Source organism: Spirosoma rhododendri, assembly GCF_012849055.1.
Taxonomy (GTDB): domain Bacteria; phylum Bacteroidota; class Bacteroidia; order Cytophagales; family Spirosomataceae; genus Spirosoma; species Spirosoma rhododendri.
Window position 1 is genome coordinate 413848 of the sequence record NZ_CP051677.1, and the last position, 26582, is coordinate 440429.

Consider the following 26582-nt stretch of genomic DNA (forward strand, 5'->3'; position numbering starts at 1 on the left):
GCATGAAGCCACACATTTTCGCCTATCTTCCCCCTGCACTGCTGCTGACCGGCCTGCTGTTCCGCTGTCAGCCAGCCACAACCGACTCACCCATGAACACCCCCGCCAGCAAGCCCGGCTTCTACGTCGACGGCCGCTTTCTCCACGACCCCTGCGGTACCAAGATCACGCTGCGGGGCATCAACAAAATGAACGTCTGGACCGACCGGGCCGGGGCTTCGTTTGCCGAAATCGCCAAAACCGGGGCCAACTGCGTTCGCATTGTCTGGCTAGCCACCGACGAAGATACCAAGCAGCCCACCAAAGCTGCTGATCTCGACAACCTGATTACGAAATGCGTGGCCCAGCAGATGATTCCGATAGTCGAAGTGCACGACGCAACCGGCGACTGGAGCAAACTCGGCGCAATGGTCGACTACTGGAAACGGCCCGACATCGTAGCTGTTATCAAAAAACACGAACGGTACCTGCTCGTCAATATCGCCAACGAATGCGGTGACGATCAGGTAAAGGACGATGAATTCATTGCGGGCTATAGTCAGGCGGTGCAGCAGCTTCGGCAGGCGGGCATCCACACCCCGCTGGTGATCGACGGCACCGATTTCGGCAAGAATCTCGAACAACTGGTCAAGGTTGGTCCACCAGTGATACAGGCTGATCCCGACCGGAACCTGCTGTTTTCCGTGCATACCTACTGGCCCGCTACCGATGGTGCTACACCAGCGTTCATCAGGCAGCAGTTTCAGTCGGCCGTCGACGCGGGGTTACCGTTTATCGTGGGTGAATTTGCGGCTTACGGGGCTTACGCGGGTATAAACCCACAAACTGGCAAACCGGAAAGTAGCTGCGGGCCGAAGGGGCGAATCAACTACCAGACCATTGTGTCGGAAGCGCAGCGGCTCGACATCGGGTGGCTGATATGGGAGTGGGGGCCGGGAAACGACGTTGACGATCATCTCTGTGAAATCATGGACCTGACCACCAACAGCACCTTTGCGACGCTGAAAGGCTGGGGCAAAGAAGTCGTGCTGGCCGGTGACAACAGCATCCAGAAAACGGCTGTTCGTTCGCCCTTCCTGCTCAACGGCATGACGTGTAAATAGACCGACGGTTTACAGTTCACGGTATCCGGTATCCGGTTGTCAACAGCTCGTAAAACCGAAAACTGTAAACTGTAAACCAGCTACCGTAAACCGTTGGCTCAGTGGGTGTAATGGGTTATGGACAGGGACAACGCGATTGCGGAGATTTGACCAGTCAAGTCAATGTGATCGCTTCACCCTTATCCACATACTACCCATGCTTATCAACACAGTACGCCGTACACTGCTCCTGCTGACCTTCGTCGTTGGGCTTTACAGCTGCAAGAAAAACGATACCCAACCCGACGGCGGTTCATCGACCGGTAGCGTCAAGGTAACGCAGAACGGAACGGTAATCACCCAGTTTTCCGTCGATGAGGTAACGGTCGTGGGCGGTGGCGGCTACTCAATCGTCATCGCCAGTACCGATACCCGGCACTCCATCGTGCTGAGCATAGAGGGGCAATCGGCGGGTACGTACCCGTTCATCAAACCCCACGAAACGCTGACCAGCGGCCGGGCCAATTTCCTCTACCAGAGTTATGACCTGCCGCCCACCTACGCGGGTACCGATGGCGTATTGATTCCCAATGCCGGTCAGGTTCAACTAACAACGGCCACGTCGACGCGGTGCGCGGGTTCATTTTCGGGGGCGGGTCAGAACGATAAAGACGGTAAAACCTACGCCATCGAAGGCACATTCGACGCCCCCGTTCGCTGACCAGACACGACAAGCCGCTTGGCTGCACATCATCTTTCTGTCCACACCATTCAATCTTTCTATCCACACCATTCAATCTTTCTATCCACATCATTCAATCTTTCTATCCACATCATTCAATCTTATCCATGTTTCACTCCTTTTTCCAGCTACTCCGACGGCTGTATTACGGCTTCTGGCTGCTCGTCGTCATCGTTGGGCTGGGTTTCGCTACGGTTTTCGCATGGCATCTTTACGAGCAGGAACAGTTCCAAACCCAGCTTCAGGAGGAAGGAAAACTGGTTACGGTGCGGCTTCAGCGTACCGACCGCGACAGCCGCGTGATCTGGGATAAGCTGAACAACGTCGTTTATGCGGGCTTCACGTACCGCAACCGGCCCTACGAAGTACGCTACCTGAACAGCACCCGCTGGCTTTCGCCCGGCGATACCCTCTCGCTGCTGTACCTTGCGCCCACCGATACCTTCGGGCAACGTCAGTCGGTGCTGCGGTCCGTACCGCTACGGGGGGCATCCCGGCTGATCGGCTGGACCTCCGCCCGCGATGTCAGTCCGGAATGGCTGGCGCTGGGAGCCTTCGGCCTGATGGCCATGATACTGTTTGTCGTTGTCATGGGACTTATCCTGCGGCTGACCAGCTTTACCGGTGCACAGACACTGGCTCAGATCGTGCTGACGTTGTTTCTGGGGGCGATGGCGCTGTATCTCAGCTACGACACCTGGCAGTATTACCAGTACGACGAACGGGTAAGCGATCATGGGCAACCCATGACCGTCCGGGTTACGGGAGTCGACCGGCACCGCGTCCGTGGGTCGACGCACAAGCGCAGTTTCTGGAAACGATACGAGTACGACGCTACAGTTGCGTTTCGCGGCCAATCCCGGCGCATCGCTATCGACGCCGACGATTACGACCGGCTGGCCGCGGGTGATACCCGGCTGGATGTTCGCTACGACCCCACCGTCGACGATTTTATCGCCGTCAACTATTCGCCGGACAGCAGTAAGCTGATCGCAGCACTGGTACTGTGGGTGATGTTTGCCGCGTTCCTCAGAACAACGTTCACATCAGCATCGACCACCCAACAGCCCGTGCCCCCAACGCAGTAGACGACCCGCCGGGTAGGGATACCGTACGCCATTTGCCTACTTTTACGGGATGAACCGTTTTGTACTCGTTTGTTTGTTGTTGCTGTCGCGGCCGGGAGTGCAGGCCAGTCAGTCGGGTGGCATTCAGTTTTTTACGGGCTCCTGGCAGCAGGCACTGGCCGAAGCCCGGCGGCAGCACAAACCTATTTTCCTCGACATCTACGCTCACTGGTGCCCGCCCTGCCAGCGGATGGCCCGCGAAGCGCTGCCCAGTCCGGTCGTTGGGGCGGCTTACAACGACCGGTTCATCAACTACCAGCTCGATGCTGAAGTCGGGGAAGGGCTATCGCTGGCCCGGCAATACGGCATTGCCAGCTACCCAACCGCCCTGTTTCTGACCCCCGACGGCCAGCTAATTCACCGGGGTGTGGGGTACGCCGGTGTCAACGGTATGGTACAGCAGGCAAATCTGGTGCTGCGCATGCCCGCCATGCGTCGGGCGCTCCGCAAACGCCCGGCCGTCACTTCTTTAGCTGATACGCTGCGTACCTCACCCTGATACTCTACCCACAGCGTGAAATCGCTAACTTGCCCGCATGATTCGATTTATTCTGAAAAACAGCCTTCCCTGCCTGTTCGCGGGGGTACTGATAATGGGTTGCGGCTCGGCCAGCAATCAACCCTGCGACCCGACACCGGTTGCGGTATCGGCCCTGCCGGAAGAAATTACGACCCTCAGGCAGTTTATCACCAGCAAAGGCATCAAGGCTACGGCCGACGAGCGCGGCTTTTACTACACCATTCAGTCGCCCGGTACCGGTGCCAAACCAACCATCTGTTCGGAGGTTACGGTCAATTACGTCGGTAAGCTGACCAACAATGAAACGTTCGACAGCGGCAACGATGTAAGCTTCGGACTGAATCAACTGGTGCTGGGGTGGCAGGAAGGCATTCCGCTCATCGCACCCGGTGGCCGGATTACGCTGTATCTACCGCCCAGTCTGGCTTACGGTTCGCAGGAGCAGCCGGGTATTCCGGCCAACTCGATACTGGTATTCGACATCGATCTGAAAGCGGTCAAGTAACCGACAGCTTCTCCCCTACTCACGCTTCCTGACGTACAATGCTTTGTGCTGGTCAGGGCCGTCACCATCATACTGGTTGGCGGCCCTGACCTTTTTTTTGGTATCGACTTACAGCGATAAACGGCACCATACGCAGCCAGTGCAGTTGTCTCCTGATACACAGCTACCATCTACTAAATATGATTGCTTATAGCATACTATCATATGTAGTTTTACTGAGTAAAATTACCAGACACCACCCATGAACTTCCTGCCCGTCGCCCCTCCTGCTCTGTATCAAAGCATGCTTCTTTCCTCGGCAACGCCCATCAACGCGACGTTCGGCAGCTAACCGCTATTGGCACCCTTCCCGATCAGTCCGCCCCCTGCCGACTGATCGCCGTGATAAGCTGACGCCATCCCGCAGTCGACTGGCGGATTCCCCATTTTGCTCAACGCCCCTTTAATCTGCCCAACCGGCAGACCCAATAATTATCTCTTTATAACCACTATTCTTACTTTGCATGCAACGTGCGTTTATGTGTAGAGCCGTCCTACTACTGGCGGCACTCTGTTCCAGCGTAGCCACCAGCTGGGGGCAAAACCCGTTTTTTGAGCCGCTTTCGTCGGCACAGGCACGCGTAGCGACACCGGTCATTTTGGGATTAAAAGCCTACGTTCCCTACCAGCTTAAAACTACTGACCTGCGTAGTTATCTGGCCAAAGCACCGCTCGAATTCCAGCGCGGGGGCAACCCGCTCCCCGTGACCATCCCGCTGCCCGACGGTACGACCGAAACGTTTGCCCTGCTCGAATCGCCAATTCTGGCACCGGCGGTGGCGTCTAAGCACCCGGAAATCAAGACGTATACGGGTAAAGGGACCCGTCACCCAACCTACACGATCCGGCTTAGCTTTACCAGCAGCGGTTTCGACGCCATTATTCTCGGCGTCAGCAATGATGCCGTCTATTACACCAAAGTATCGACCGATCCGGCCAGTCAGGTATACGTGACGTACTTCGCCCGCGACGCGAAGAAAGCCGAATCCGCTCAGCCCTTCGGACCCGTTGGTACGGGCAAATGCGGCACGGTGTCGCCAGCGATCGATACCAGGACCGGAAACAACGGTGCCCGGGTGGGGGCTGACAACAACACCGGCGCGACCCTGCGTACGTTCCGGCTTGCCCTGGCCGCGACGAAGGAGTTTACCAACAAGCGGGGTGGTGGCGACGTTACAGCCGCCTACAACGCGCTGGTTGGCTACGTAAACCGGATGAACGCCGTGTACCGCGTTGAACTGAGTGTTGCGTTTACGCTCGTCAGCGACCAGTCGACCATTTTTACGGCGGCTAATGACGGTGGCTATAACAATGGCGACCTGGCGTCGATGCTGGGTAAAAACCAGTCGGTGCTCGACGCGGCCGTGGGCGATAGCAAGTACGACATCGGCCACGTACTGGGGAACTCGGGCGGCTCGGGTGAAGGGTTGGCCGTCGCTCCGTCGGCCTGTGTTTCCGGCCAGAAAGCAATGGGTGCCAGTAGCTTCGGCGACGGTTCGTTTGCTCCCATCTTCGACGATCAGACGTTTAGCCACGAAGTAGGCCACCAGTTCAGCATGAGCCACACCTTCAACAGCAGCATCCCCGTCTGTACAACCCGCGAAGCTAAAACGTCGGTGGAGCCCGGTGCCGGTACGACGATCATGAGCTACGGCTATACCTGTTCGGGTGCGGCCGGTAACGACGACTACGAAACGCCCACCTACCAGCCCATTCTGAACTTCCACACGGCCAGCTACGCCCAGGCAGCCAAGTACATCGGCACGCTGACCTGCTTCACATCGACCGTGCTCGACAACGCCGTTCCGGCAATTACAAAGTTCCCGGCCAACGTAACGATTCCGAAATCGACCCCGTTTACCCTGTCGGGCGAAGCCACCGACGCCAACACGGCCGACGTACTGAGCTATTCGTGGGAAGGGACCGACATTGGGCAGGTTACGCCCGATGGCACGACCCTGGCCAACACCGCACAGCCGCCGTTCTTCCGCAGCTACGCACCCGCCAGCACCGGCACCCGTATCTTCCCCCGCCTGTCGGCCATTCTGAACGGCAGCAACTACGCCAAAGGCGACAAACTACCGTCGGTCGGAGTGGCCACTAACCTCCGCATGACGGTTCGTGACAACGTCGGGGGCCTGACCTACCAGATGGTCACGGTAACGGTCGATGGTAATTCGGGGCCATTCCTGGAAACAACCAACCTGTCCGGTTCATACGCTGGCGGTTCGTCGCAAACCATCACGTGGAGCGTCAACAATACCGACGTAGCCCCGATCAACTGCGCGACGGTCGATATTCTGCTCTCAACCGACGGTGGACAAACCTTTCCAACAACGCTGCTGAGCGCCACCCCCAACGACGGTAACGAACCGATAACGCTGCCTTCCGTACTGACCGAAAAAGCCCGGATCAAGATCGTCAGCAGCAACGGCGTATTCTTCGACATTTCAAACGCCAACTTTACCATTACGGCCCCGGCTCCCCCCATCGTGAAAATCACCGCGCCTGACCCGGTTGCATCGGAAGGGCCAAGAAGCGGTGGACGTAAAGCGGCCGTCGGTGCCCGTGCGGGGGCCGTTGATCCGGGCATGCTCAAATTCGAGCGCAGTAATTCGGTCGGTACGCTGGTCGTCAACTACAAAATCGGTGGTACGGCTACGCCCGGCGAAGACTTCGCCACCCTGCCTACGTCGGTCACGTTCACCAATGGCCAGTCGGTCGTGATGGAAGAACTCGACCCCCTCGACAACAACGAAGATGGCGAAGGCGATGAAACAGCCGTGTTCTCGCTGATCGATGAGGCCGATTACGACCTCGACCCATCGGAGGAGGCCGCTACGATTGTCATTAAGGAAAACAACAGTAACACGACCTTCTCGATTGTTGGCGTTACCAAGCCGTCCTGTACAACGCTGTCGGCCACGCAGCGGCAGCTGACGTTCAGCCCGCGCTACGAAGGGCTGACCGGCAAGACCGTTACGTTCCGGGTAGTCAATGAACTGCCAGCCACCACCGCATCTGGCCCCTTCACGCTGAAACTGTATACCGACAATCCGGCCATCACGCTGAAAGCCGTACAGCAGGGCACCGACAACGAAGCCAGCTACGTCTATGACTGGCTCGCAACCTGCACCAGCAGTACTGCTGTTACACCGACAACGCCCCAGCCCACGATTCCCCTGTCGATCACGGGCGCTACACTGGTTAGCTGTCAGGCCACATCAGCCACGCAGCGGCAGCTTCAGTTTAGCCCGCAGTATGGCGGTGGAACGGCGGAACCGATTCATTTTTCGGTCGTCAACGAGATGATGCCGACAACCGCCACCGGCCCATACACGCTGAACCTGTACACCGACAACCCGGCTATCACGCTACGGGCTGTGCAGGGTGCCAACACCGCCAGCTATGTCTACAACTGGCTGGCTGCCTGCACCACAACTACGCAACCAACGTCACCGACCACGTCGCCAACAGCGTCGTTTACCATTACCAGTGTCGTTATGAACAACTGCCAGACCACGTCGGCCACCAAGCGCGACATCAGCATCACGCCCCAGTATAGCGGCACGACGGGGCAACCCATCACGTTCCACGTCGTCAACGAAACGACCCCGACGACCAGCGCAGGCCCGTATATGCTGAGTCTGTACACCGACAACCCGGTGATTACGCTCAAAGCCATGCAACAGGGCACCGACACGGAAGTCAGCTTTGCGTACAACTGGCTGGCAAACTGCCAGACACCCACGCCCAGCCGCATCGGTACGGGCGAACCGGGCGCGAACCTGCAACTTCAGGTGCTGGGCAATCCGGCCCGAAATGGTCGGTTGAGCGTACAGGTGCTGGGTGCCGCCGGGCAGTCGCTGAACCTGAATCTGCTCGACGCGCAGGGTCAGCAGGTCGATACGCACCGGGTTGAGCAGGCTGGTTCGCAGGAGCAACACACCTTCGAAATCAGCCGCTACCCGACCGGCGTACTGTTGCTCCGCGCCATCACGCCCACGCAGTCGCAGACGCTCCGCATCGTCAAGGCGGAGTAACGACGCGTTGTCCAAAAGCAGTTGGGCCCCGAAATACGCTAGTCTCGTATTTCGGGGCCCAACTGCTTTTGGCAGTAATTTATCTTCGGACTTTTATTTACAGTTTACTGACGAAATTGCGGTTGTTATGACTGACGAAACACTCACCCAAGTATTACCCGAACACAAGGGGCTGGCGTTTATTATCACCAAATCATACAAGAAGGATATGTCGGCGGAGGCTCTTTACGAAGCAACGCGTGGTGTCTGGAAAGACGTACCCGAACATGACGCTTCCTTTCTATATGCCTTCGCTACCTGCAAGGGTATTGTAAAAGAGGTCTACGAGATCGAGCAGTGGGAAAAGGCAGGAACTAAGCCGTACACGATGGTGTCACACGCCGACACAAATCTGACGAACCGGTGGGAGTTCGTTGGCCACGTTGCCCCCGAATCGGTGCGTAGTTTATATATCGGAAAGAAAATAGTGAGGAGTTATGGCTCTCCGTTCAAGAAAGTCGGCGGCTAATTGACTTAGCCTGGCCTTAACGCTTTTCTGTCATCCCGACGACAGGAGGGATCTTTGGTAATAGGCAATTTCCTCGCTTCTAACGAAGATCCCTCCTGTCGTCGGGATGACAAAAAGCGTTTCATAAGGCAGCCCCTAAAAGCCAACCTTTTTGAATTCCTGCCGTTCGCCGGACACGGTTTGGTCGTCGATGTTGAAGATGTCGGCGAGGGTCATAGGTTCCGGCGTCCGGTAGTCCATGCCCAGTTGCGTGAGCAGCGCGTTGGCTTTGTCGGGGCTTAGCTTGCCGAATGCGTAGTCGACCATCAGGCGTCCCTTCCGCATCAGGGCCTTGTCGAGCAGGTGTTTGCTGGCGTTGAACGTGGCAATAACCTGAATGTGCATACAATCGGCCAGCAGTCCGTCGGTCAGGTTCAGAATGTTCGACACGCTGTTGGTATCACCCCCGGCTTCGCGCGATTGCAGAATCCGCTCGGCATCCTCGATAATCAGCACCGAGTCTTTGTTTTCGAGCAGAAACGGAATGATTTCGGGCGAGGTCAGGTAGTTGGTCATGTAGGGCGGCAGGATGAGCATGTCCTTCTTGACCAGCGAACTCAGGTGCTTTATGTACGTGGTTTTGCCGGTGCCCGGTTCGCCGTGCAGCAGAATCAGTCCTTTGCTTTTGGGTTGCCCCAGCAACGTGACCAGCCGCTCGTGAACGGGCAGAAAATCGTCGTTGTAGTGTAAATCCAGGTTGATATCGGGCGGATTTATCTCGACCCGTTCGGTGTGCAATCCCCCCAGTCCGCTCTGAATCAGGTAGATATTCGTCTGATTATCTTCGTGAGCGTATTTGTACTCGTTCAGCCCGTCGAGCAGCGTTTTTACCGACGGTTCAGTGTGGTACAAGCCGTAGAGCCGAAAAAACCGGTCGCCCACAAACTCGGCTTTCAGCAGTATCCCGTCGTCGTGCTGGTATACCCGCTCAACCGACTGCCAGCCTTCGTCGGTTACGCGTATCGACTGGTTAATGAGCTGAAAACCCCGACTCGCGAACAACTCCCGCGCCGACGGTTTGAAATCTTCGCTGAAATGCAGGTAGTTGGGATACGACCCGAACGTCTGTACAAAATGCGGGGCCAGCGGAAACTCCCGGTCGAGGTCGCTGGGAATGTATAAATTTTGAATGATTGGCGAATTCGGCATATAATGGTCAGCCCCCAGACGGCGAAGCCGGTTAGTCATCGCCCGCTCCTTGTGCGGCATCAATCAGGTCGGTTTCGGTTCAGTATCCCGAAGGTAACACTTGACGGTTTACGGTCTAGGGTTTACGGTTTAAAGTTGTCGGCCATCGGCAGCGCCGGTCGATCCAACCTTAACCAGTAACCCTTGATCGGCAAACGCTCAGTACGAAAAGCGAAGGGAGCCGGGGGAAAAGCGAAGCATGATTTCATGGACGCTGTTTTCATTGTACTGCATGGCGTTGGGGCTCTCGGGCGTCCGGGAGTAGAACAGATAACCGAGCCGGATAGCCGGGGAAATCTGGTACTCGGCCAGCAACTGTAGGTAATTGGTCGATATGATGCCGGGGCTGTTCTGCCGGTACGACACCCCCAGACCCAGTTGCTCGGCAAACCAGAGCCGTGCGTTGAGGTCGACACCCAGCGGACGGTCCGCTATCTTGGAAAGCAGTACCGAGGGTATCAGAACGGCGGTTTCGCTGAGGGGGAAGCGATAGCCCGCCTGGATCATCAACGGCCGAACGGCGGGGTAGAGTGTCAGCCCCGCCACGCTGGGTTCGCGCGAGATCAGTTCGGGCAGTGAGATGCCGGCAAAAAAGCGATCGGCCTGGTAGTAAACGCCCAGCCCCAGACTGCCTATCGGGCGGTTGATGTTGGCGGCACTGGCCTGATCGTAAATGGGCAGCACGTTGACCCCGCCCGATAAACCAACCGACAAATGCGACAGGGCGGGCAGGTTGAATCGGTACGCTACGCTGCCCAGTACACCCGTGGCGGCAAACAGGCCCATGCGATCGTTGAAGGCCTGAAAGCCCAGCCCCACGCGCCCGTTGCTGACGGCCCCATCCATCGACACCGCCTGCGACACCGGGGCGTTACGAATGCCAAACCATTTCCGGCGCAGAAAGGCCGACAGTTGAAAGCTTTCCCGGCTACCGGCGTAGGCGGGATTGATGCTCAGGTTATTAACCAGATACTGCGAATACAGCATTTCCCGTTGCGCCCGCACCGGTCCTGCCAGCCCGCACACAACACCAATCACAACCAGCCAGCAATTCCGCATCCTATTCACACGCTTGTACCAATCAACGTTTAGCTCCGTGACCCGTCGACGGCTTATCTCCAGTCCGGCAGATGCGGAGAGAGACAGCCCCTGTAGCCAGTCGCGAAGGTAAGCGATTCGCGTTAGTTCAGTTCGAGAATCTTGATTTCCGTCCGGCGGTTTTGCTGATGCTCTTCCTCGGGGCAGTCGACCCCGTCGGCGCACTTATTCACCAGGTCGGTTTCGCCGTATCCTTTGGCTACCATGCGTTTGGCGGCAATCCCTTTCGTGCGGAGGTAACGGACGACCCCTTTGGCCCGCTTGTCCGACAGACTCAGGTTATAATCGGCCTTGGCCCGGCTGTCGGTGTGCGAGCGCAGCTCGATACGCATGGCCGGGTACCGGTTCATCAGGTCGACCAGTTTGTTGAGTTCGATGGCTGCGTCGGGCCGGATCGTGGCTTTGTTGAGGTCGTAGTAAATGTTGTCGATCCGGACGATATCGCCTTTGCGGAACATCAGGAGATCGGTGTTGCCGGTACCCTCCTTCGTAATCAGGCTCCCCGCCGTACCCATGCCTTCCTTGCGCGCTTCCAGCCGGTACGCGCAGCCCGGTATGGCCACAAAACCGTATGTACCGTCCGCTGCCGACACCACTTCCTGCCGCGATTTGTCGCACTGATTGATGAGGACGACCGTAGCCCCGCCAATGGGTTTGCGGTCGTTTTGCGTCAGTACGTGCCCATTGATGGCGAGTTCGGTGGTCGACATGGCAATTGGCTTCATCAGCGAAATATCGAGCCGCAGGGGTTGGTTGTCAGACAGGTTACGACCCGAGAAGCCGATGTGATTTTCCAGGTAGCCCGCGTGGTTTGTGATAAACTGCACATCGCTGGTATTGTCGAGGCAGAAGCGTAACATACCTTTCTCGTCGGTTTTCAACTGCTTTCCCGTCAGGGTGTCGCTACCCGTCACGCGGACGTTTACCTCCGGCAGCGGCATCCGCGACTGCGCATCATACACGATTACGGTCAGCTCACGGCAGGGGTGAGCCGTTCCCTGCCGGGTGAACCGGTAGATATCGTCGTCGGAACCGCCGTTTTTGCGGTTGCTGCTGAAGTAGCCGCTGTTGCGTTCGCCGTCGGTCGTGATCCCAAAATCATCGGCCGCCGAGTTGATCGGCTCGCCCAGATTCCAGAGCTTACGCACCTTCATGCCGTCGGGTGAGAGCTGCGCCGAAAACAGATCGAGCTTACCCAACCCCTCGTGCCCATCCGACGACAGGTACAGCGTACCGCGCTCATCGACAAACGGAAACAGTTCGTTGCCTTTGGAATTAACCTCACTACCCAGATTGACCGGCTCCGACCAGGCTCCGTTTTTCCAGAGCGACACGTAGATATCGCTACCCCCGAAACCACCCGGCCGGTCAGACGCAAAATACAGCCGCTGATCGTCGGCCGACAGGCAGGGATGGCCCGTCGAAAATTCGTCGCTGTTGAATGGTAGTTCGACAGCCTGACTCCAGGTTCCGTTGGTTTGCCTGGCCGTATAGAGTTTGAGTTTATTGACGCCGTCGGCGCTGCGCCGGGCCTGCCCGCCATTAAAATTGTTGCGGGTGAAAATAATGCAGCTACCATCTTTGGTAAACGTAGCCGGGCCTTCGTGGTAACGCGTATTGAGCGACTTACCGAACCGCTCCGACTCACTGACCAGTACGTCGCTGTAGCCCAAACCAGCCGCTACGTTGTTGCCGCCGTAGAAACCAACCGTGCGGGAGTCGTTGGCGGTCAGCGACGTGTACGAATCCCGGCCCAGTGAGCGTTTGAACAGGGTGCTGGCAGTCCGCGAGCCGCCAAGTTTAGCCGACCGGCCGAGTTCGATCGTGGGCTGGTAGTACAGATCCAGAAAGCGTTTGCTACCAAACAGCCCGCGTAACCCCGCCGATTTGCCGGTCGTTACGTAGACTAATCCATCGCCGTAGCGAACAGGGCTGAATTCGGGGTTACGGCTGTTGAGTTTAAGAAATTCGAGCGTGTAGGTTCCCTCGTTACGGGCAGCCGCATCGTCGTAGAGCTCGGCAAAGGTCGGGCCACCCGTGTGCGCGTGCTGACTGTCTTCGTAGTGGTTGTAGGCCGTCTGCGCGGCATCGTATTTACCGTTGCTGGCCAGCGCCTGCGCGTAATACAGGTAGTGCTGCGACAGGTCGGCGGGCAGTTGGCCGTTTACCAACAGGTTATTATAAACCCGTTCGGCGTTTTTCATATCGTTCAACTGCCGGTAGCTGTAGGCCAGCTGCACTAGGGCCGACCGCCGTTGCGCGTCGGTCATGCTACTTACCTTGCCGAGGGCTTCTTCGTAGAGTTCGGCCGCTTTGGTAAACGATAACCGGTCGAAGTATCTGTCGGCCTGCGCGATCAGCGGCTGTACCTGCCCAGCGGCCATTCGGGCACCGAGCAGCAGGCATATCAACAAAAAACGATTCATAGGTAGGTGGTCGTCAGTGGGGCAAAAAAAAAGTACGCATGGCACAGATTATGAGCCAGCGTACTGTCGAAATAAGCAAATAGTGCGCCGAATTTCTTAGAAATAGCGGGGGGTCAGTATCCGATTTTTACCAAAGCCGAATTCATAGCGCAGCATAATTTCGTGGGAGTTTGGAGCCACATCGCCCAACCGGTTTGTTGTGCGGTCGTAAGCGTAGCCGAAGCGTAGCTGATCGGTCACCTGTACTTCGAGCATACCCACAATGGCGTCGGTGCCGTACTGTGTCCAGTCGGTAAACTGATTCCGGCGCACCGACGCGCCAATGGCGATACGGTCGGCAAACCAGATGTTGACGTTACCATCGAAACCGAGTGGAGCGCCCTCAGCGTACTTGACCAGCGTCGACGGCTTGATCTTGATCTGCGGGCTAACGCCGATGACGAAACCGGCGGTCAGATACGCGTGCCGACGCTGCCGGGCCTGCAAGCCCAGCGCGGGCGATGAGTACTCACTCAGCTTGTTTTTAATCAGCCGTGGTACCGACAGGCCGATATAGCCCCGGTCGTTGCTCAGGTACAGACCCGTGCCGAAGTTGGGAAGCACCTTCGAGATGTCGCTGGCAAAGGCCGGGTCGCTGGCACCCGTACCGTCGGGCGTCAGTTTCACCTGCGTCAGACTGGCGCGGTAACTCGACGCGCCCCCCTGCAAGCCCAGCGCCAGCGTCGACTTCTGCCCGACCTTGATGCGGAAGGCATACGACACAAAGCCCCCGGCTTCTTCCATCACGCCGTAGCGGTCGCCGTACAGCTGGAGCCCGATACCGACGCGTTCGCGGTTGATGGGCATATCCATCGTAAACGTCGCCGTCTGCGGAGCCCCTTCCACCCCCGTCCACTGGTTGCGGTACAGAGCCGACATGCTCAGTACGTCGCGACTACCGGCGTAGGCCGGGTTCAGGGCCAGCATATTGAACATATACTGCGAGAACATTTTGTCCTGCTGGGCCTGCGCCGTGCGCTCCCCGATGCCCAGCATCAGCACCAGCGCAGCCAGCCATTTTTTCGTAGACATATGCATTGTTATCGGTTTAAGGGTCAAGGTCTAAGGGTCAATGTTTGGCTTTTCCCGGAGGAATGTTAAACAGTAAACCTTAGACCTTGAACCCGCTTTTTAGCGGTAAATCGTCATGTATCGTACAAACCTACGACTGTCGCTGGTCCGTACAATGTAATAGTAAGTGCCATCTGGCAGCCCTTTGTCACCATCGAGCAGGATACCCGTGTTCGACGTGCCGTCCCAGTCATTCTGGTAGTCGTCCTTCTTGTAGACCATGTGGCCCCAGCGGTTGTACACTTCCAGACTAACCGTCAGGCCCGTAGCCCCCCGGATGACGAACAGATCGTTGACGCCATCACCGTTCGGCGAGAAGCCTTCCGGTATGAAGAACGAGGTGTTGGTCGGCGGCAGCGTCAACGGTGTTGGCTGACTCTCGTTCGAATCGCCCGGACTGTTGTTATCGTTCAGATCGGTCAGCAGACCATCCGTCGAGCGGTCAGATACCACCCCACTCAGCGCCGTTGCCGTACCGTAGGCCGAGTTCTGGAACGTTGCCGTTGTCGAGCCGGTCGATGCGACGTTGATCACAAACCGGATCGTATCGATCTTACCCACCGCCATCGTACTGGTGCTGTCGCCCAGGACGAGGTAAGGCGATGCCTGCCCGTCGAAGTTTGGATTCAGCTTCAGCGCGCTGCCCGTCGAGGTAGTAAACGGTCCGCGTACGATTCGGTATGAGGCCCCGGTCTGCGCATTGAACACATTCGACAGCGTATCGGTGATTGCCACGTTGCGCAGCAATTCATTACCGAAGTTCCTGACGACGAGCGTGTAGGTCACGTTGTAGCTACCATCGGCCTGTCGCAGCGTGTCGGTGATCGCCAGTGCCAGTCCAATGTGCGGGTTGCCAACATACGGCCCGAGCACCACCGGCGTCGGGTTGCTGTCGTTGCGCGGATCGAGATCGTTGTTCGGATCGTCGTTCGTACCAGCCGTCGACGTGTCGGTGACCGCGACATTGTCTGTCGTCAGCGCACTACCGAAGGCGCGGTTGTAGAACCGTGTCGAATCGGTATTGCGAACATCGACCCGTACCGTGAAGCTGACACTGCGGCTGGTGCCGGCTGGCAGCGTGCTGAGCGAATCAACCAGCAGGCTGGTGTTTCGGCCCCGGCCCGTGTAGCTGGTGTTGCCCGTCAGTCCGGCATCGGCCGTGAGCGATACCTGGTTGCTGACGATCAGCACACCACTGCCGAAGGTTTGCGACAGATCGTCGACTACCGCCACCCGCTTCAGTTCCGTCGTACCCCGGTTAACAAGCTTGATCGTGTAAGGCACGTCGTAGACACCCGGCTGTACTTCGACCGGTTTACCAACGGCTTTCGCTATACCCAGCAAACCACCCGTCTGGTCGAAGCGAACCGGCGTCGGCGTGGTGCCCAGCGGATTCGGATCGTAGCCGTTGTTCGACACGTCGCGTACCCGTACCGAGTCAGCCGTGCTGCCCGCACCGGTGATGCTGGTGTAGTACAGCCCGTTGTTACCGTTCGGCCGGACGTTGATAACGAAGGTGAGCGTGTCCTGTTCACCGGCTGCCAGCGTACTCGTGCCGTAGAGCAGATTCAGGTTCGACGTACCGTTGTACTGTCCGTTTGGCACCAGGTTGCTACCGTTCCGTACGGTTGGCGACCCAACGATCGACGCTGTCGTCGGCGATGGGAAGGCTTTCGCCAGCGTATCGGTCAGGCTGACGCCGTAGAGCGTCTGGTTGCCGAAGTTTTTCAGCGTTGCCCGGTATTTCACCTCGTAGCTACCGTCCTGCTTATCAACCACGCTGACCACCGCCAGGGCAACGCCCAGAGCGGGCTGCTGTTGCCGGGTCGTGTCGATGCGGAACACCGTGAAGCTGGTGTTGTTGAGCGGGTTCCGATCGCTGTCCGGGTCCGGATTGCTACCGTCCGTCGACAGTTCCAGCGCGTTCATTCCAGTGGCCCTACCACTCGCAATGTTGCGGTAGGTCGTGGTTGTATCACCCTTCCGGCGCAGCACCGTTACGTCGAGGATAAAGGTCTGCGACCGACCCGGCGCGATGTAGCTGCTTGAATCGAAGATGGCCGAGGTGTTACCACCACCCGTGTACGACGGCTTGTAGACCAGTGTAAAGGCCGGATCGACGGTTTCAAACTTCACCGCTTTCACCGTTGCCGATCCGAAGGCGTAGGCCAGGTCGTCGGTGATCTGCACGTTTCGCAGCGTATCGCCCCCGAAGTTGGTGGCCACAAAGCGATAGCGAACGTTCAGCGTTGTGTCGCCCACCAGTGTCGGTGTACCGACCACGGCTTTCGCCAGACCCAGTACACTCGTATTGCTAACCGGAGTCGAGCTGACACTATCGCGGACGGTAACGCTCGAACTGTTGTTGGTCAGGTTCGGATCGCGCTCATCCAGGTACGTAATGTCGGCCCGGTTGACGATGGCACCCTTCGCAATGACCGATACCGGGATCACGATGTCGCGCGAAGCGCCACCGATCAGGCTATCGATCCGCGCCGTCACGACACCGTTGCTCAGCGAGTAGCTGGTGGCCGTAGTCGACTGCGGCTGTACCGTTGTCGGCAGCACGTCGCGTACGTCGATGCGGTGGGCCGTCCGGCGGCTGGTGTTCGTAACGCGCAGGGTGTACGTAATCGCGTCGCCTACCTTCGCTACGGTTTTATTCGCCGTTTTCACGATGGCAAGGTCAACCGAGGCCGTGTCGCCCTGGCAGCTGACGATGCTCACAACGATCGGCGCACCCGCGCTGACGCAGCCCGTGCTGTTGCGCTGGAAGACGTAGTACGTACCAGCACCGACCGAGTCGGGCCGCAGCACACGTGCCGAAGTCACAGCGGCACCTGTCCGGTATTCGTAGCTGCTACCCGCCGGGGCCGTTGTACTCAGCGCCTTGCTCAGGTTGACTACTACTGCCGGGCAGCTATTACGCAGGTTGCTGGTCACGAGCGTCGCGATCGGCTCCGATACGCGCACCTTGGTGGGTTCAGATACCGGCGAGCTACAGCCGTTCGCGTCGTAGACCTGTACGGTGTAATCACCACTGGCTTTCACGACGATGCTTCTGGTCACGGCGCGGTTGCTCCACATATAACCCGACACACCATCAGGGGCCGTCAGCGTAACCGAGTCACCCGCGCAGAAGGCCAATGGGCCGCTGGCCTGGATGGTCGGAATCGTTTTGCTACCCTCGATCGTCAAGATCATGTTGTCGGTGGCTACCGGACAGGCTGCGTTGTTGGCACTGGCCGAGAGCGTCAGCGTCACCTTGCCAGCCAGTACGTCTTGAGTGCTGGCGGTATAGATGGCGTTAGCTGCGAATGGATTGTCGAACGTACCGCTGCCGCTCGATCTCCAGTACAACTTGCTGGCGGCTCCACCGACGCTGCCTTGCAGGCGGTAGGACTTTGCTCCGCAGACGACGGCATCAGGTCCGGCGTTGGCAGTGACTGGGTTCGTGGTATCGCAGGCTGTTTGCGACGTACAGGTGGTAATCTGTACGTGGATGGTCGCCGGGTCGCTGTAGCAGCCGCCGGTGGTTTTCTCCACAACATAGTACGTTCCCGTACCAACCGCCGAACTGGTACCGACCAGCGTACTGCTGCTCAGCGTCGGGCTGGTGTAGTATTCGTACACACCGCCACTGGTCGATGCGGCACTGGTTACGGCGGTGCTCAGGTCGACGGTGTTGGACGGACACGTATTGGTCTTGTCGGCAACCAGCGGTTTCGTCACTTTCGGCAGTACCGTAATGGTCTGTACCGCCGATGCCGGGCTCTGGCAACTACCCGAGGTCGTGCAGCTGGCCGAGTAGGTCGTGCTGCTGGTCGGCGTTACGACGATGCTCGCGCCTGTCGTTCCGTTCGACCACCGTACCGTCGAGCCGGCCGCGCATCCCTGCGCCGTCAGCACCACCGATGCGCCATTGCAGACGGTCGGGTTCGATGTGCCATTGGCCGCGATGGTCGGCGCAGCGGGCGTACCCACCGTGATCGTCGTAAAGGCCGACCAGCCACTTTCGCAGTTACCTACCACGCACTTCACGCGGTACGAGGTGTTGGTCGTTGGCGACGCCGTCAGGATGCTGCCCGTCGTTTTACCATCCGACCAGACCAGTGTACCACCTGCGCAGCCCGTGGCCGTCAGCGATACGGCTTCACCCAGGCATATCGTGGTTTTGTTACCCACGATCGACGGGATACCCTGCGGGCTACCCACGACTACGTTGATCGGCTGCGACGGACTGCTGGTGCAGCCATTGAGCGAGCAGCTAGCCGTCAGCGAGAAGCTGCTGGTCGGTGTCCGGGTAATGGAAGCCCCCACCGTGTTGTCCGACCAGGTGATCGTGCCACCATCGCAACCCTGAGCCGTCAGCGTAATCGGCGAACCAGCGCAGGTCATCAGCGAGGTCGATGCAATCAGCTTCGGCGCTGGCGTGTACGTTACGCTCGTGCTGGCTCCCGTCAGGTCAACGTCGGCACAGACACTGCGGTCGGCGATTAGCTTGCTCACGTCGGTAATCGAAGTCAGACCCATCTTGATCAGACTTATATCCAGGTAATTCTTCGACGAAGGTCGTCCGTCGTACACCAGTGTATGGATAGTGTAGTCAGCCGACTGGGCCGTGACGGTGAACGTCGCTGCGGGGCTGATCTGCGAAACGACTTTGGTTGAACCAGTCGTCAGGAGATACACAGCCGTATAATCGTCGGGGCGAACCAGGCCACCATTCACCGTCGCTCTTACGACGGCACCGTTATCGTCGGCGCAGACACTGGCGGCTCTCGCCACCAGCGTACCGGCGCGGGCCGCGCAGTCGGTGCGGTTGATGGTGATGCCCGACGAAGCCGCGCTGATGCACTCGCCAATTTTACACTGGGCATAGTACGTCTGGCTACCCTCCGGCTTGATTACGATCGACGAGCCGGTGTTCGATCCGTCGACGCCTTTGGCCGACCAGATTACGTCGCCCGAGCAACCCGTGGCTGTCAGCGTAACCGTACCACCGGCAACAACCGTTGTCGACGAAGCCGAGATGGTTGGCGGGGTTGGCTGGCTGACCGTTATCAGGAAGCCCATCGAGTTGTCGCTGCGGCAGCTTGCGTTCTGGCAATAAACCGAGTAGCTGGTATTGACGGTTGGCGACACGACGATGCTGGCCGTGTTGGCTCCCGTACTCCAGACCGGCGTACCGCTGCAACCACCCACCGTCAGTGTGGCCGAACCACCCGGACAGATCGTCGATGCATTGGCAATAATGGTTGGTGCTGCGGTCGTCGTGGTGTTGATCGTTACCGTGTTCGAGCGACCGCTGGCGCAGTTGGCACCGACGCGGCAAACCGCGTAGTACTGCGTGCTGGCGGCCACCGCCGTTACCGATACAGTAGCGCCCGTCTGCCCATCCGACCAGACAACGGTTCCGGTGCAGCCGGACGCCGTCAGCGTAACAACGCCACCGCTACAGGTTGCCGTGGTCGACGCAGCAATGGTCGGCGGGGTACCGGCCGTGTTGACCGTTACGCGCACTTTGTTCGATGCGGCACTTTCACAGCTACCAATTCGGCAGGTTGCGTAGTATTCTTTCGTTTCGGTCGGCAGGATGCTGATGCTGGCCCCGACCGCGTCGGTACCTACCCAGCGAACCGTACCGTTGCAGCCTTCAGCCGTCAGCGTCAGGCGTTCGCCACTGCAAAGCGTCGTTTTGTCGACCTTCACGATAGGCGTTGCTGGCGATACGACCGTGATCTGCTTAGCCACCGATGTTGCGCTCAGGCAATCGCGGACTTTACACTGCGCCGTGTAGCTGATGGTAGACGTCGGTGTTACGGTGATGCTGGCTCCGGTTTGTCCGTTGCTCCAAAGTACCGTACCCTCGCAGCCATTGGCCGTCAGCGTCACCCGGCCACCCGAACAGGTCGAGTCGGAACTGGCCACCAGCGTTGGTACGGCCGGGGTTGCAATGCGGATCACGACTGCGTCTGAGACGGGACTTACACAGGCGCCATTCTTACAGAACACCGTGTACGTATTGTTGCCGCTGGTTGGTGTAACCACGATCTGACCCGTGGTGGCGGTTGTGCTGCTCCAGGTCGGGGTACCGCTGCATCCATTGACGGTCAGCGTTACCTGCTCACCCGGACAGGCCACCGTTGTGCTGGCAACAATCGTCGGTTTGGCCGGTGTATTCGTTACGTCGATGACGATTGATGCGGCTGCGCTTACGCACGATCCCATCCGGCACTGCACCGTGTAGGTTGTGCGGCTCGACGGACTAACCACGATCGACGCGCCCGTTTCCGAACCGGTCGACCACTGGTAGGTACCGTTTGTACAGCCCGACGCCGTCAGGGTTGCCTGCCCACCGGGGCAGACGCTGGTGGTACTGGTCACGAGCGTTGGCGTCTGCGGATCGCGTACATTGATAGTGAGCGCATTCGACGCACTGCTCACGCAGTTGGCTCCCTGTACGCAGCTGGCCGAGTAGACCGTCGTCATCGCAGGAATTACCGAAACCGTTGCGCCTGTCTGGCCATCTGACCAGCGGATGGTACCACCCGAGCAGCCGGTTGCTGTCAGAGTAGCCGGGCTACCTTTACAAATTTCGCTGATACTGCTGGCGATAGTCGGTGCCTGGGCCGTACAGCCGTTCACCTGAATATCGACGCGCGACGTATCGTTGCTGCCAAGCGCCAGATCGTTGTCGGGGCTTTGTAGCGAAGCCGTGTTCCGGATCGTACCCGTTCCGGTAATCATGGCCTGAATGGTCAGGCTGCGCTGCGCACCGGCGGTCAGCGTACCGACCGTCCAGACACCCGAACCGGCGTTGTAGTCGGCGGCCGGGCTGGCACTGACGAACGACAGGCTGGCGGGCAGTTTGTCGCTAACCGTTACGCTGCGAGCGTCGGTCTTACCACCGTTGCTAACCGTAATGGCGTACGAAACCGTTTGTCCCAGCGTGTAGGAACCGGGGGTCGTGATTTGTTTCACAACGGCCAGATCCGTTTTGCAGGCGTTGATCGTCAGCACCACCGACGATGTACCGGCAACGCACACACCCGCACCGTCGGGGTCATTCGTAGTGGCCGTAATCACGACCGACGTATTAGCTACGTTCGTTGCTGATGGCGTAAACGTCGTGGTTAGGCTGGTCGGGTTGCTGAACGTACCCCCGCCAGTTGCCGACCAGGTGATACCCGTTGCCGAACCACTGAGTTTGGCGATGAGCGTTACCGGGCTGGCACCGCAGCTCGTTTGCGACGGACCGGCGTCGACACCAGCTATGCTCTGGCAACCGCAATCGACAACCACCGCCGACAGCGTAGCCGGGGTACTGCTGTAGCAGCCCGATGCCGATTTAGCAAATACATAGTACGTACCGGCATTGACAGCCGTCAGGTTAGTTACCTGTGTACTGGCCGAGCGGGTCGTGCTGGTGTACCACTCGTAGGTCAGGCTGGCGTCGCGGTTGCTGATCGTGGTCGATGTCAGGTCAGCCGTTTTTGCCGGGCATGTATTCTGCACCGTGTTCCGGGCCAGCGTTGGTGTAGCCACCGTCGTTACAGTAACCGTAGCCGACTGCTGCGGACTAACGCAGCCATCCGCCGTGCGGGCCGACACGTAGTAAACGGTCGTCTGCGCTGGCGAGACAGTCACGGACGTACCACTGCTGACCGTAGCAAACGGCTGGCTGCTGGTTGATGACGTGTACCAGTTGATGCTGGCGCCGGTTACCGATGTCGATGCAATCAGGCTGGCGATACCAGCCGGACAGATCGGCGCGGTACTCGCTATGGTCAGGTTGAAATTGGTTGGGCAAAGCAGTTTCAGACCGGCGCTTATACTGGTCAGCGACTGACCCGGCGTCAGCGTGAAGCTGTCGGTACGGCCCGTTACGGGGTCGGCGTCGCTGTCGGTAGCCGTGTTGCCCTGGTGGTACAGGGTCAGGCCATACCCTTTCGCTTTCAGCCCCGTCGTGTCGAACACCATATAGTAGCCGACATTGGGTTGCAGACTGGCGAACTGGAACGCCCCGTTGCTGTCTGTCGTGAAGCTCTGCACCGGCGACGATTGCCCGTCGCGGTACAGCCGGACAACGACACCAGCAACACCACCCTCACCCGCATTGCGCTGACCGTCTTTGTTCGTATCAGCAAACACAATGCTGCTGATCGTACCAGCTTTCGGTGCGAAACCGGCATTGATCGTCGTGTTTACTTCATTCGCCGTCAGGCTAAACGGTGCCGTTTCCCCGTTCGGACCGGCATCGCTATCAAGCGCGGTATTGGTCGTCGCACCGGGTTTTGTTACAACATAACCCCGTGCAGCCAGACCCGTCGTATCGAACTTGAGGTAATAACCTGACCCGGCCGTAATCCCCGTGAAGCTGTAAGCTCCAGTGGCGGTTGTGGTCGTGCTGGCAACCTGCGCCACTCCGGCAGTCGTGCTGCGGAACAGCGTCACGACAATACCCGGCATGCCACCGTCTTCCGGCTCACGAATACCGTTTCCGTTGGCATCGGCGAAAGCAATACCGTTAAGCGTAGCCGTTGGTACAGTACCCACCGGCAGATCGGTGTCCACCTGATCGGGTTCACCCTTGACGTTGTTGTTGGGTGTTGAACCGGCGTTGGTCGGCGGGGTGTTGGCTGGATTGGTATCGTTATCGAGCGAGGTGATCTCGGTTACGTTGTGCAGGTTGGTGCCCGTGAACGTCGGATCGATCCGCGCTACCAAGGTCAGTGATACCACCTCACCTGGGGCCAGTGGCCCAGCCAGGGTCGTGCTGGCAACCCCACCGCTCACGCTGGTGAAGCTACCGCCCGGTACGAGTGTCAGTCCCGCCGGCAGCCGGTCGCCGACCACCACGTTGTAAGCCGGTACGTTACCCGCATTGGTCACGTTGACTACGTACACCACCTGATCACCCGGGTAGTACGGCCCACCCGCTGGTGCCGTGCCAGCCAGGGTCACATTGAAGCGGTTGGGCTTGGCCCCCGCGTCGATATTGCTCAGCGTCTGACCAGCCGTCAGGCTAAACGGAGCCGTGCTACCGCTCGCCAGCGCGTCGCTGTCGATGGCCGTATTGGTCGTCGCATTCGGCGGACTCAGAGCCAGACCCTTCGCAGCGAAGCCCGTCGTGTCAAACACGATTGTATAGTTGCTGCCCGGCACGATGCCTGTGAAGCTGTAGACACCTCCGCTGGTTGTCGTCGTGCTACTCACGACAGTGGTACCGTTCTGGTAGAGCGTTACCTTGATGCCATCTAGGCCTGTGTCGCCCGTTTCACGGATACCGTCGCCATTGGCGTCAGCAAACACCTGACCGCTGGCGGTACCTTTGCTGCCCATTGGCAGATCCGTATCGACCTGGTCGGGTTCACCCTTGACGTTGTTGTTCGGCGTCGAACCGGCGTTGGTCGGCGGGGTGTTGGCTGGGTTGGTATCGTTATCGAGCGAGGTGATCTCGGCTACGTTGTGCAGGTTGGTACCGGTGAACGAGGGATCAATCCGTGCCACCAGCGTCAGCGAGACAACCTGCCCCGGAGCCAATGGTCCAGCCAGCGTCGTGCTGGCCACGCCACCGCTTACGCTGGTGAAACTACCACCCGGTACCAGCGTCAGGCCAGCAGGCAGGCGGTCGCCGACCACCACGTTATAAGCTGGTACGTTACCCGCGTTGGTCACGTTGACTACATAGACAACCTGATCACCCGGATAATACGGGCCACCCGTTGGTGCTGTACCGGCCAGGGTCACATTGAAGCGGTTGGGTTTGGCCCCCGCGTCGATATTGCTCAGCGTCTGACCAGCCGTCAGGCTAAACGGAGCCGTGCTGCCATTGGCCAGCGCGTCGCTGTCGATGGCTGTGTTTGTCGTTGCATTAGGCGGACTCAGAGCCAGCCCTTTGGCGGCAAAGCCTGTCGTGTCGAAGACAACGGTGTAGTTGCTACCCGGCACAACGCCCGTGAAGCTGTACACACCGCCAGTTGTCGTGGTGGTGCTGCTAACCACGGTGGTGCCGTTTTGGTAGAGCGTTACCTTAATGCCATCCAGACCCGTATCCCCCGTTTCGCGGATGCCGTTACCGTTAGCGTCGGCAAACACCTGACCGCTGGCAGTGCCTTTGCTGCCCATTGGCAGATCCGTATCGACCTGGTCGGGTTCACCCTTGACGTTGTTGTTCGGTGTCGAGCCCGCGTTGGTTGGCGGGGTGTTGGCTGGGTTTGTATCGTTATCGAGCGACGTGATCTCGGCTACGTTGTGCAGGTTGGTGCCCGTGAACGTCGGATCAATCCGTGCCACCAGCGTCAGCGAGACAACCTGCCCCGGGGCCAATGGTCCGGCCAGCGTCGTACTGGCAACCCCACCGCTTACGCTGGTGAAGCTACCGCCCGGTACCAGCGTCAAGCCAGCAGGCAGGCGGTCGCCTACTACGACGTTGTAAGCTGGTACGTTGCCCGCATTGATCACGTTGACCACGTACACCACCTGGTCACCCGGGTAGTACGGCCCACCCGTTGGTGCCGTGCCAGCCAGGGTTACATTGAAGCGATTTGGCTTAACCCCCGCATCGATATTGCTCAGCGTCTGACCAGCCGTCAGGCTAAACGGAGCCGTGCTACCGCTCGCCAGCGCGTCGCTGTCGATGGCCGTATTGGTTGTCGCGTTGGGCGGACTCAGAGCCAGCCCCTTCGCAGCGAAGCCCGTCGTGTCGAAGACCACCGTATAGTTGCTGCCCGGTGCGATGCCCGTGAAGCTGTAGACACCGCCAGTCGTGGTGGTCGTGCTACTGACCACGGTGGTGCCGTTCTGGTAGAGGGTTACCTTGATGCCGTCCAGCCCACCTTCACCCGTCTCGCGGATGCCATCGCCATTCGCGTCGGCAAACACCTGCCCGCTGGCGGTAGCAGTTGGTACTGCTTTGGGAATAAACCCAGCCACGACAGTCGTGTTGTTGCGGGCCTGATCGGTCGCTCCTTTATCGGTATCAATCGTGTACAGGCCAGTGAATCCATCTGCGCCCGCCACACTCGACGCCGACTGCTGCGCATACTGTAAATTATCGGGTGCTATAAATCGTACCCGGTACGTGCCACTCCGCAAATTGCCGAACACGTACTTACCACCGTTGGCCGATACTGTCGAGTCAAGTTTGGTTTGCCCCGTCTGATCGTACAGGTAAATTTTTACGCCGTCCAGTCCGGTATCGCCCGAGTCAAACAACCCATCTTTGTTGGCATCTAAAAACACAAAATTACCCAGGCTGCCGTACGGACCCTGGATAACGTCAATGTCGCAGCAGTTCGACGACGGACAGCCTTTATTATAAGTAGTGAATCGGTAGGTACCGGGGCTTTTTATTGTCAGTGATGAATCGCCGTTGACGACGGCGGAATCAGCTGAGACAGTACGCACATCCACATCGTTGCGGTACCAGGTTACCTGATGATACCCCGAAGGCACCTCAACGGTAAATTCGTCGCCCCGGTAGAGTTGGAGCGGCACCGAGAAACAGGATCCCTCGTAATCGTCTTCGTACAGCTTGTCATTGTTGGGCGTCGAGTCCAGATCAGTCTGATCGGCCGCCGTTACCTGAGCAGTGTCGAACCAGACACCGCGCTCCAGTACCGTCGCTTTCAGCGTCAGCACGGCGGAGTCGCCCGAAGCCAGCGCGCCTACCACCCAGTTACCCGTCTGGGGATCGTAGCTGCCGGTACCCCGCGCCACTACGGCTGAAGAAGGTACGTACGCTGCGCCACCGGGTAAGGTATTCTTTACCACTACGCCCGTTGCTGTCGATAAACTGGGCGCATTGCTAACAACGACCGTATAGGTCACCACATCGCCCAGGGCGGGTTTCGACCTGTCGATATGCGTATGCACACTCAGATCAATCGTGGCCTGACTGTAGGCCGCAGCACTCAGGCTGAGTAAACCCAGCAGCAGTACGCCCACCCGAACCAGCGCCCTCCCCGTTCGTCGGTCGCGTCGACTATCCAGCAAACGGCCTGCCAGTCGGCGGACTCCATTTGCCAGCGTGGCACGAGACTCGCTGTCTGGCCAGCTGACCGATTGGTCGTCTGAGGAAGTGTATTGTTTATACGGTAAACCTAATTCATTCATCGATTCTGGAAAGCGAGTGGTGGGTACCAGCCGGC

At 58.6% G+C, this 26582-nt stretch carries 12 protein-coding genes; 7 read left to right on the top strand and 5 right to left on the bottom strand.

Annotated features, from left to right (window positions below):
* Positions 1-2 precede the first annotated feature (2 nt).
* The 7 genes from HH216_RS01635 to HH216_RS01665 all read left to right on the top strand — a co-directional run bounded on the left by HH216_RS01635 (position 3) and on the right by HH216_RS01665 (position 8566).
* The gene (locus tag HH216_RS01635) at positions 3-1103 is read left to right on the top strand and encodes a cellulase family glycosylhydrolase (protein WP_169549208.1); all 1101 of its coding nucleotides are present in this window, start codon (positions 3-5) and stop codon (positions 1101-1103) included.
* A gap of 196 nt (positions 1104-1299) precedes the next feature.
* On the top strand, positions 1300-1803 hold the full coding sequence (locus HH216_RS01640; protein WP_169549209.1) for a hypothetical protein: 504 nt from the start codon (positions 1300-1302) through the stop codon (positions 1801-1803).
* A gap of 128 nt (positions 1804-1931) precedes the next feature.
* Positions 1932-2912, top strand: coding sequence for a hypothetical protein (locus tag HH216_RS01645; RefSeq protein WP_169549210.1), 981 nt, complete (start codon positions 1932-1934; stop codon positions 2910-2912).
* Positions 2913-2961: 49 nt separating this feature from the next.
* The gene (locus HH216_RS01650) at positions 2962-3450 is read left to right on the top strand and encodes a thioredoxin family protein (protein WP_169549211.1); all 489 of its coding nucleotides are present in this window, start codon (positions 2962-2964) and stop codon (positions 3448-3450) included.
* Between the two features lie 37 nt (positions 3451-3487).
* The gene (locus HH216_RS01655; protein ID WP_169549212.1) at positions 3488-3976 is read left to right on the top strand and encodes an FKBP-type peptidyl-prolyl cis-trans isomerase; all 489 of its coding nucleotides are present in this window, start codon (positions 3488-3490) and stop codon (positions 3974-3976) included.
* Positions 3977-4494: 518 nt separating this feature from the next.
* The gene (locus HH216_RS01660) at positions 4495-8058 is read left to right on the top strand and encodes a reprolysin-like metallopeptidase (protein WP_169549213.1); all 3564 of its coding nucleotides are present in this window, start codon (positions 4495-4497) and stop codon (positions 8056-8058) included.
* A gap of 127 nt (positions 8059-8185) precedes the next feature.
* Positions 8186-8566, top strand: a complete 381-nt coding sequence (locus tag HH216_RS01665; protein ID WP_169549214.1) for a hypothetical protein — start codon at positions 8186-8188, stop codon at positions 8564-8566.
* Between the two features lie 135 nt (positions 8567-8701).
* Here HH216_RS01665 and HH216_RS01670 read toward each other — a convergent pair whose 3' ends face one another.
* From HH216_RS01670 to HH216_RS01690, 5 genes are all read right to left on the bottom strand, one after another.
* Complete coding sequence (locus HH216_RS01670) at positions 8702-9814, bottom strand: AAA family ATPase (RefSeq protein WP_408641757.1); 1113 nt, start codon at positions 9812-9814, stop codon at positions 8702-8704.
* Positions 9815-9952: 138 nt separating this feature from the next.
* Complete coding sequence (locus tag HH216_RS01675; protein WP_169549215.1) at positions 9953-10852, bottom strand: PorP/SprF family type IX secretion system membrane protein; 900 nt, start codon at positions 10850-10852, stop codon at positions 9953-9955.
* 122 nt (positions 10853-10974) lie between these two features.
* Positions 10975-13317, bottom strand: a complete 2343-nt coding sequence (locus HH216_RS01680) for an OmpA family protein (RefSeq protein ID WP_169549216.1) — start codon at positions 13315-13317, stop codon at positions 10975-10977.
* Between the two features lie 96 nt (positions 13318-13413).
* Positions 13414-14388 carry a PorP/SprF family type IX secretion system membrane protein gene (locus HH216_RS01685; RefSeq protein ID WP_456300618.1) on the bottom strand — a complete coding sequence of 325 codons (975 nt, stop codon included), beginning with the start codon at positions 14386-14388 and terminating at the stop codon, positions 13414-13416.
* Between the two features lie 99 nt (positions 14389-14487).
* Positions 14488-26427, bottom strand: coding sequence for an SdrD B-like domain-containing protein (locus tag HH216_RS01690; RefSeq protein ID WP_169549217.1), 11940 nt, complete (start codon positions 26425-26427; stop codon positions 14488-14490).
* Positions 26428-26582 lie beyond the last annotated feature (155 nt).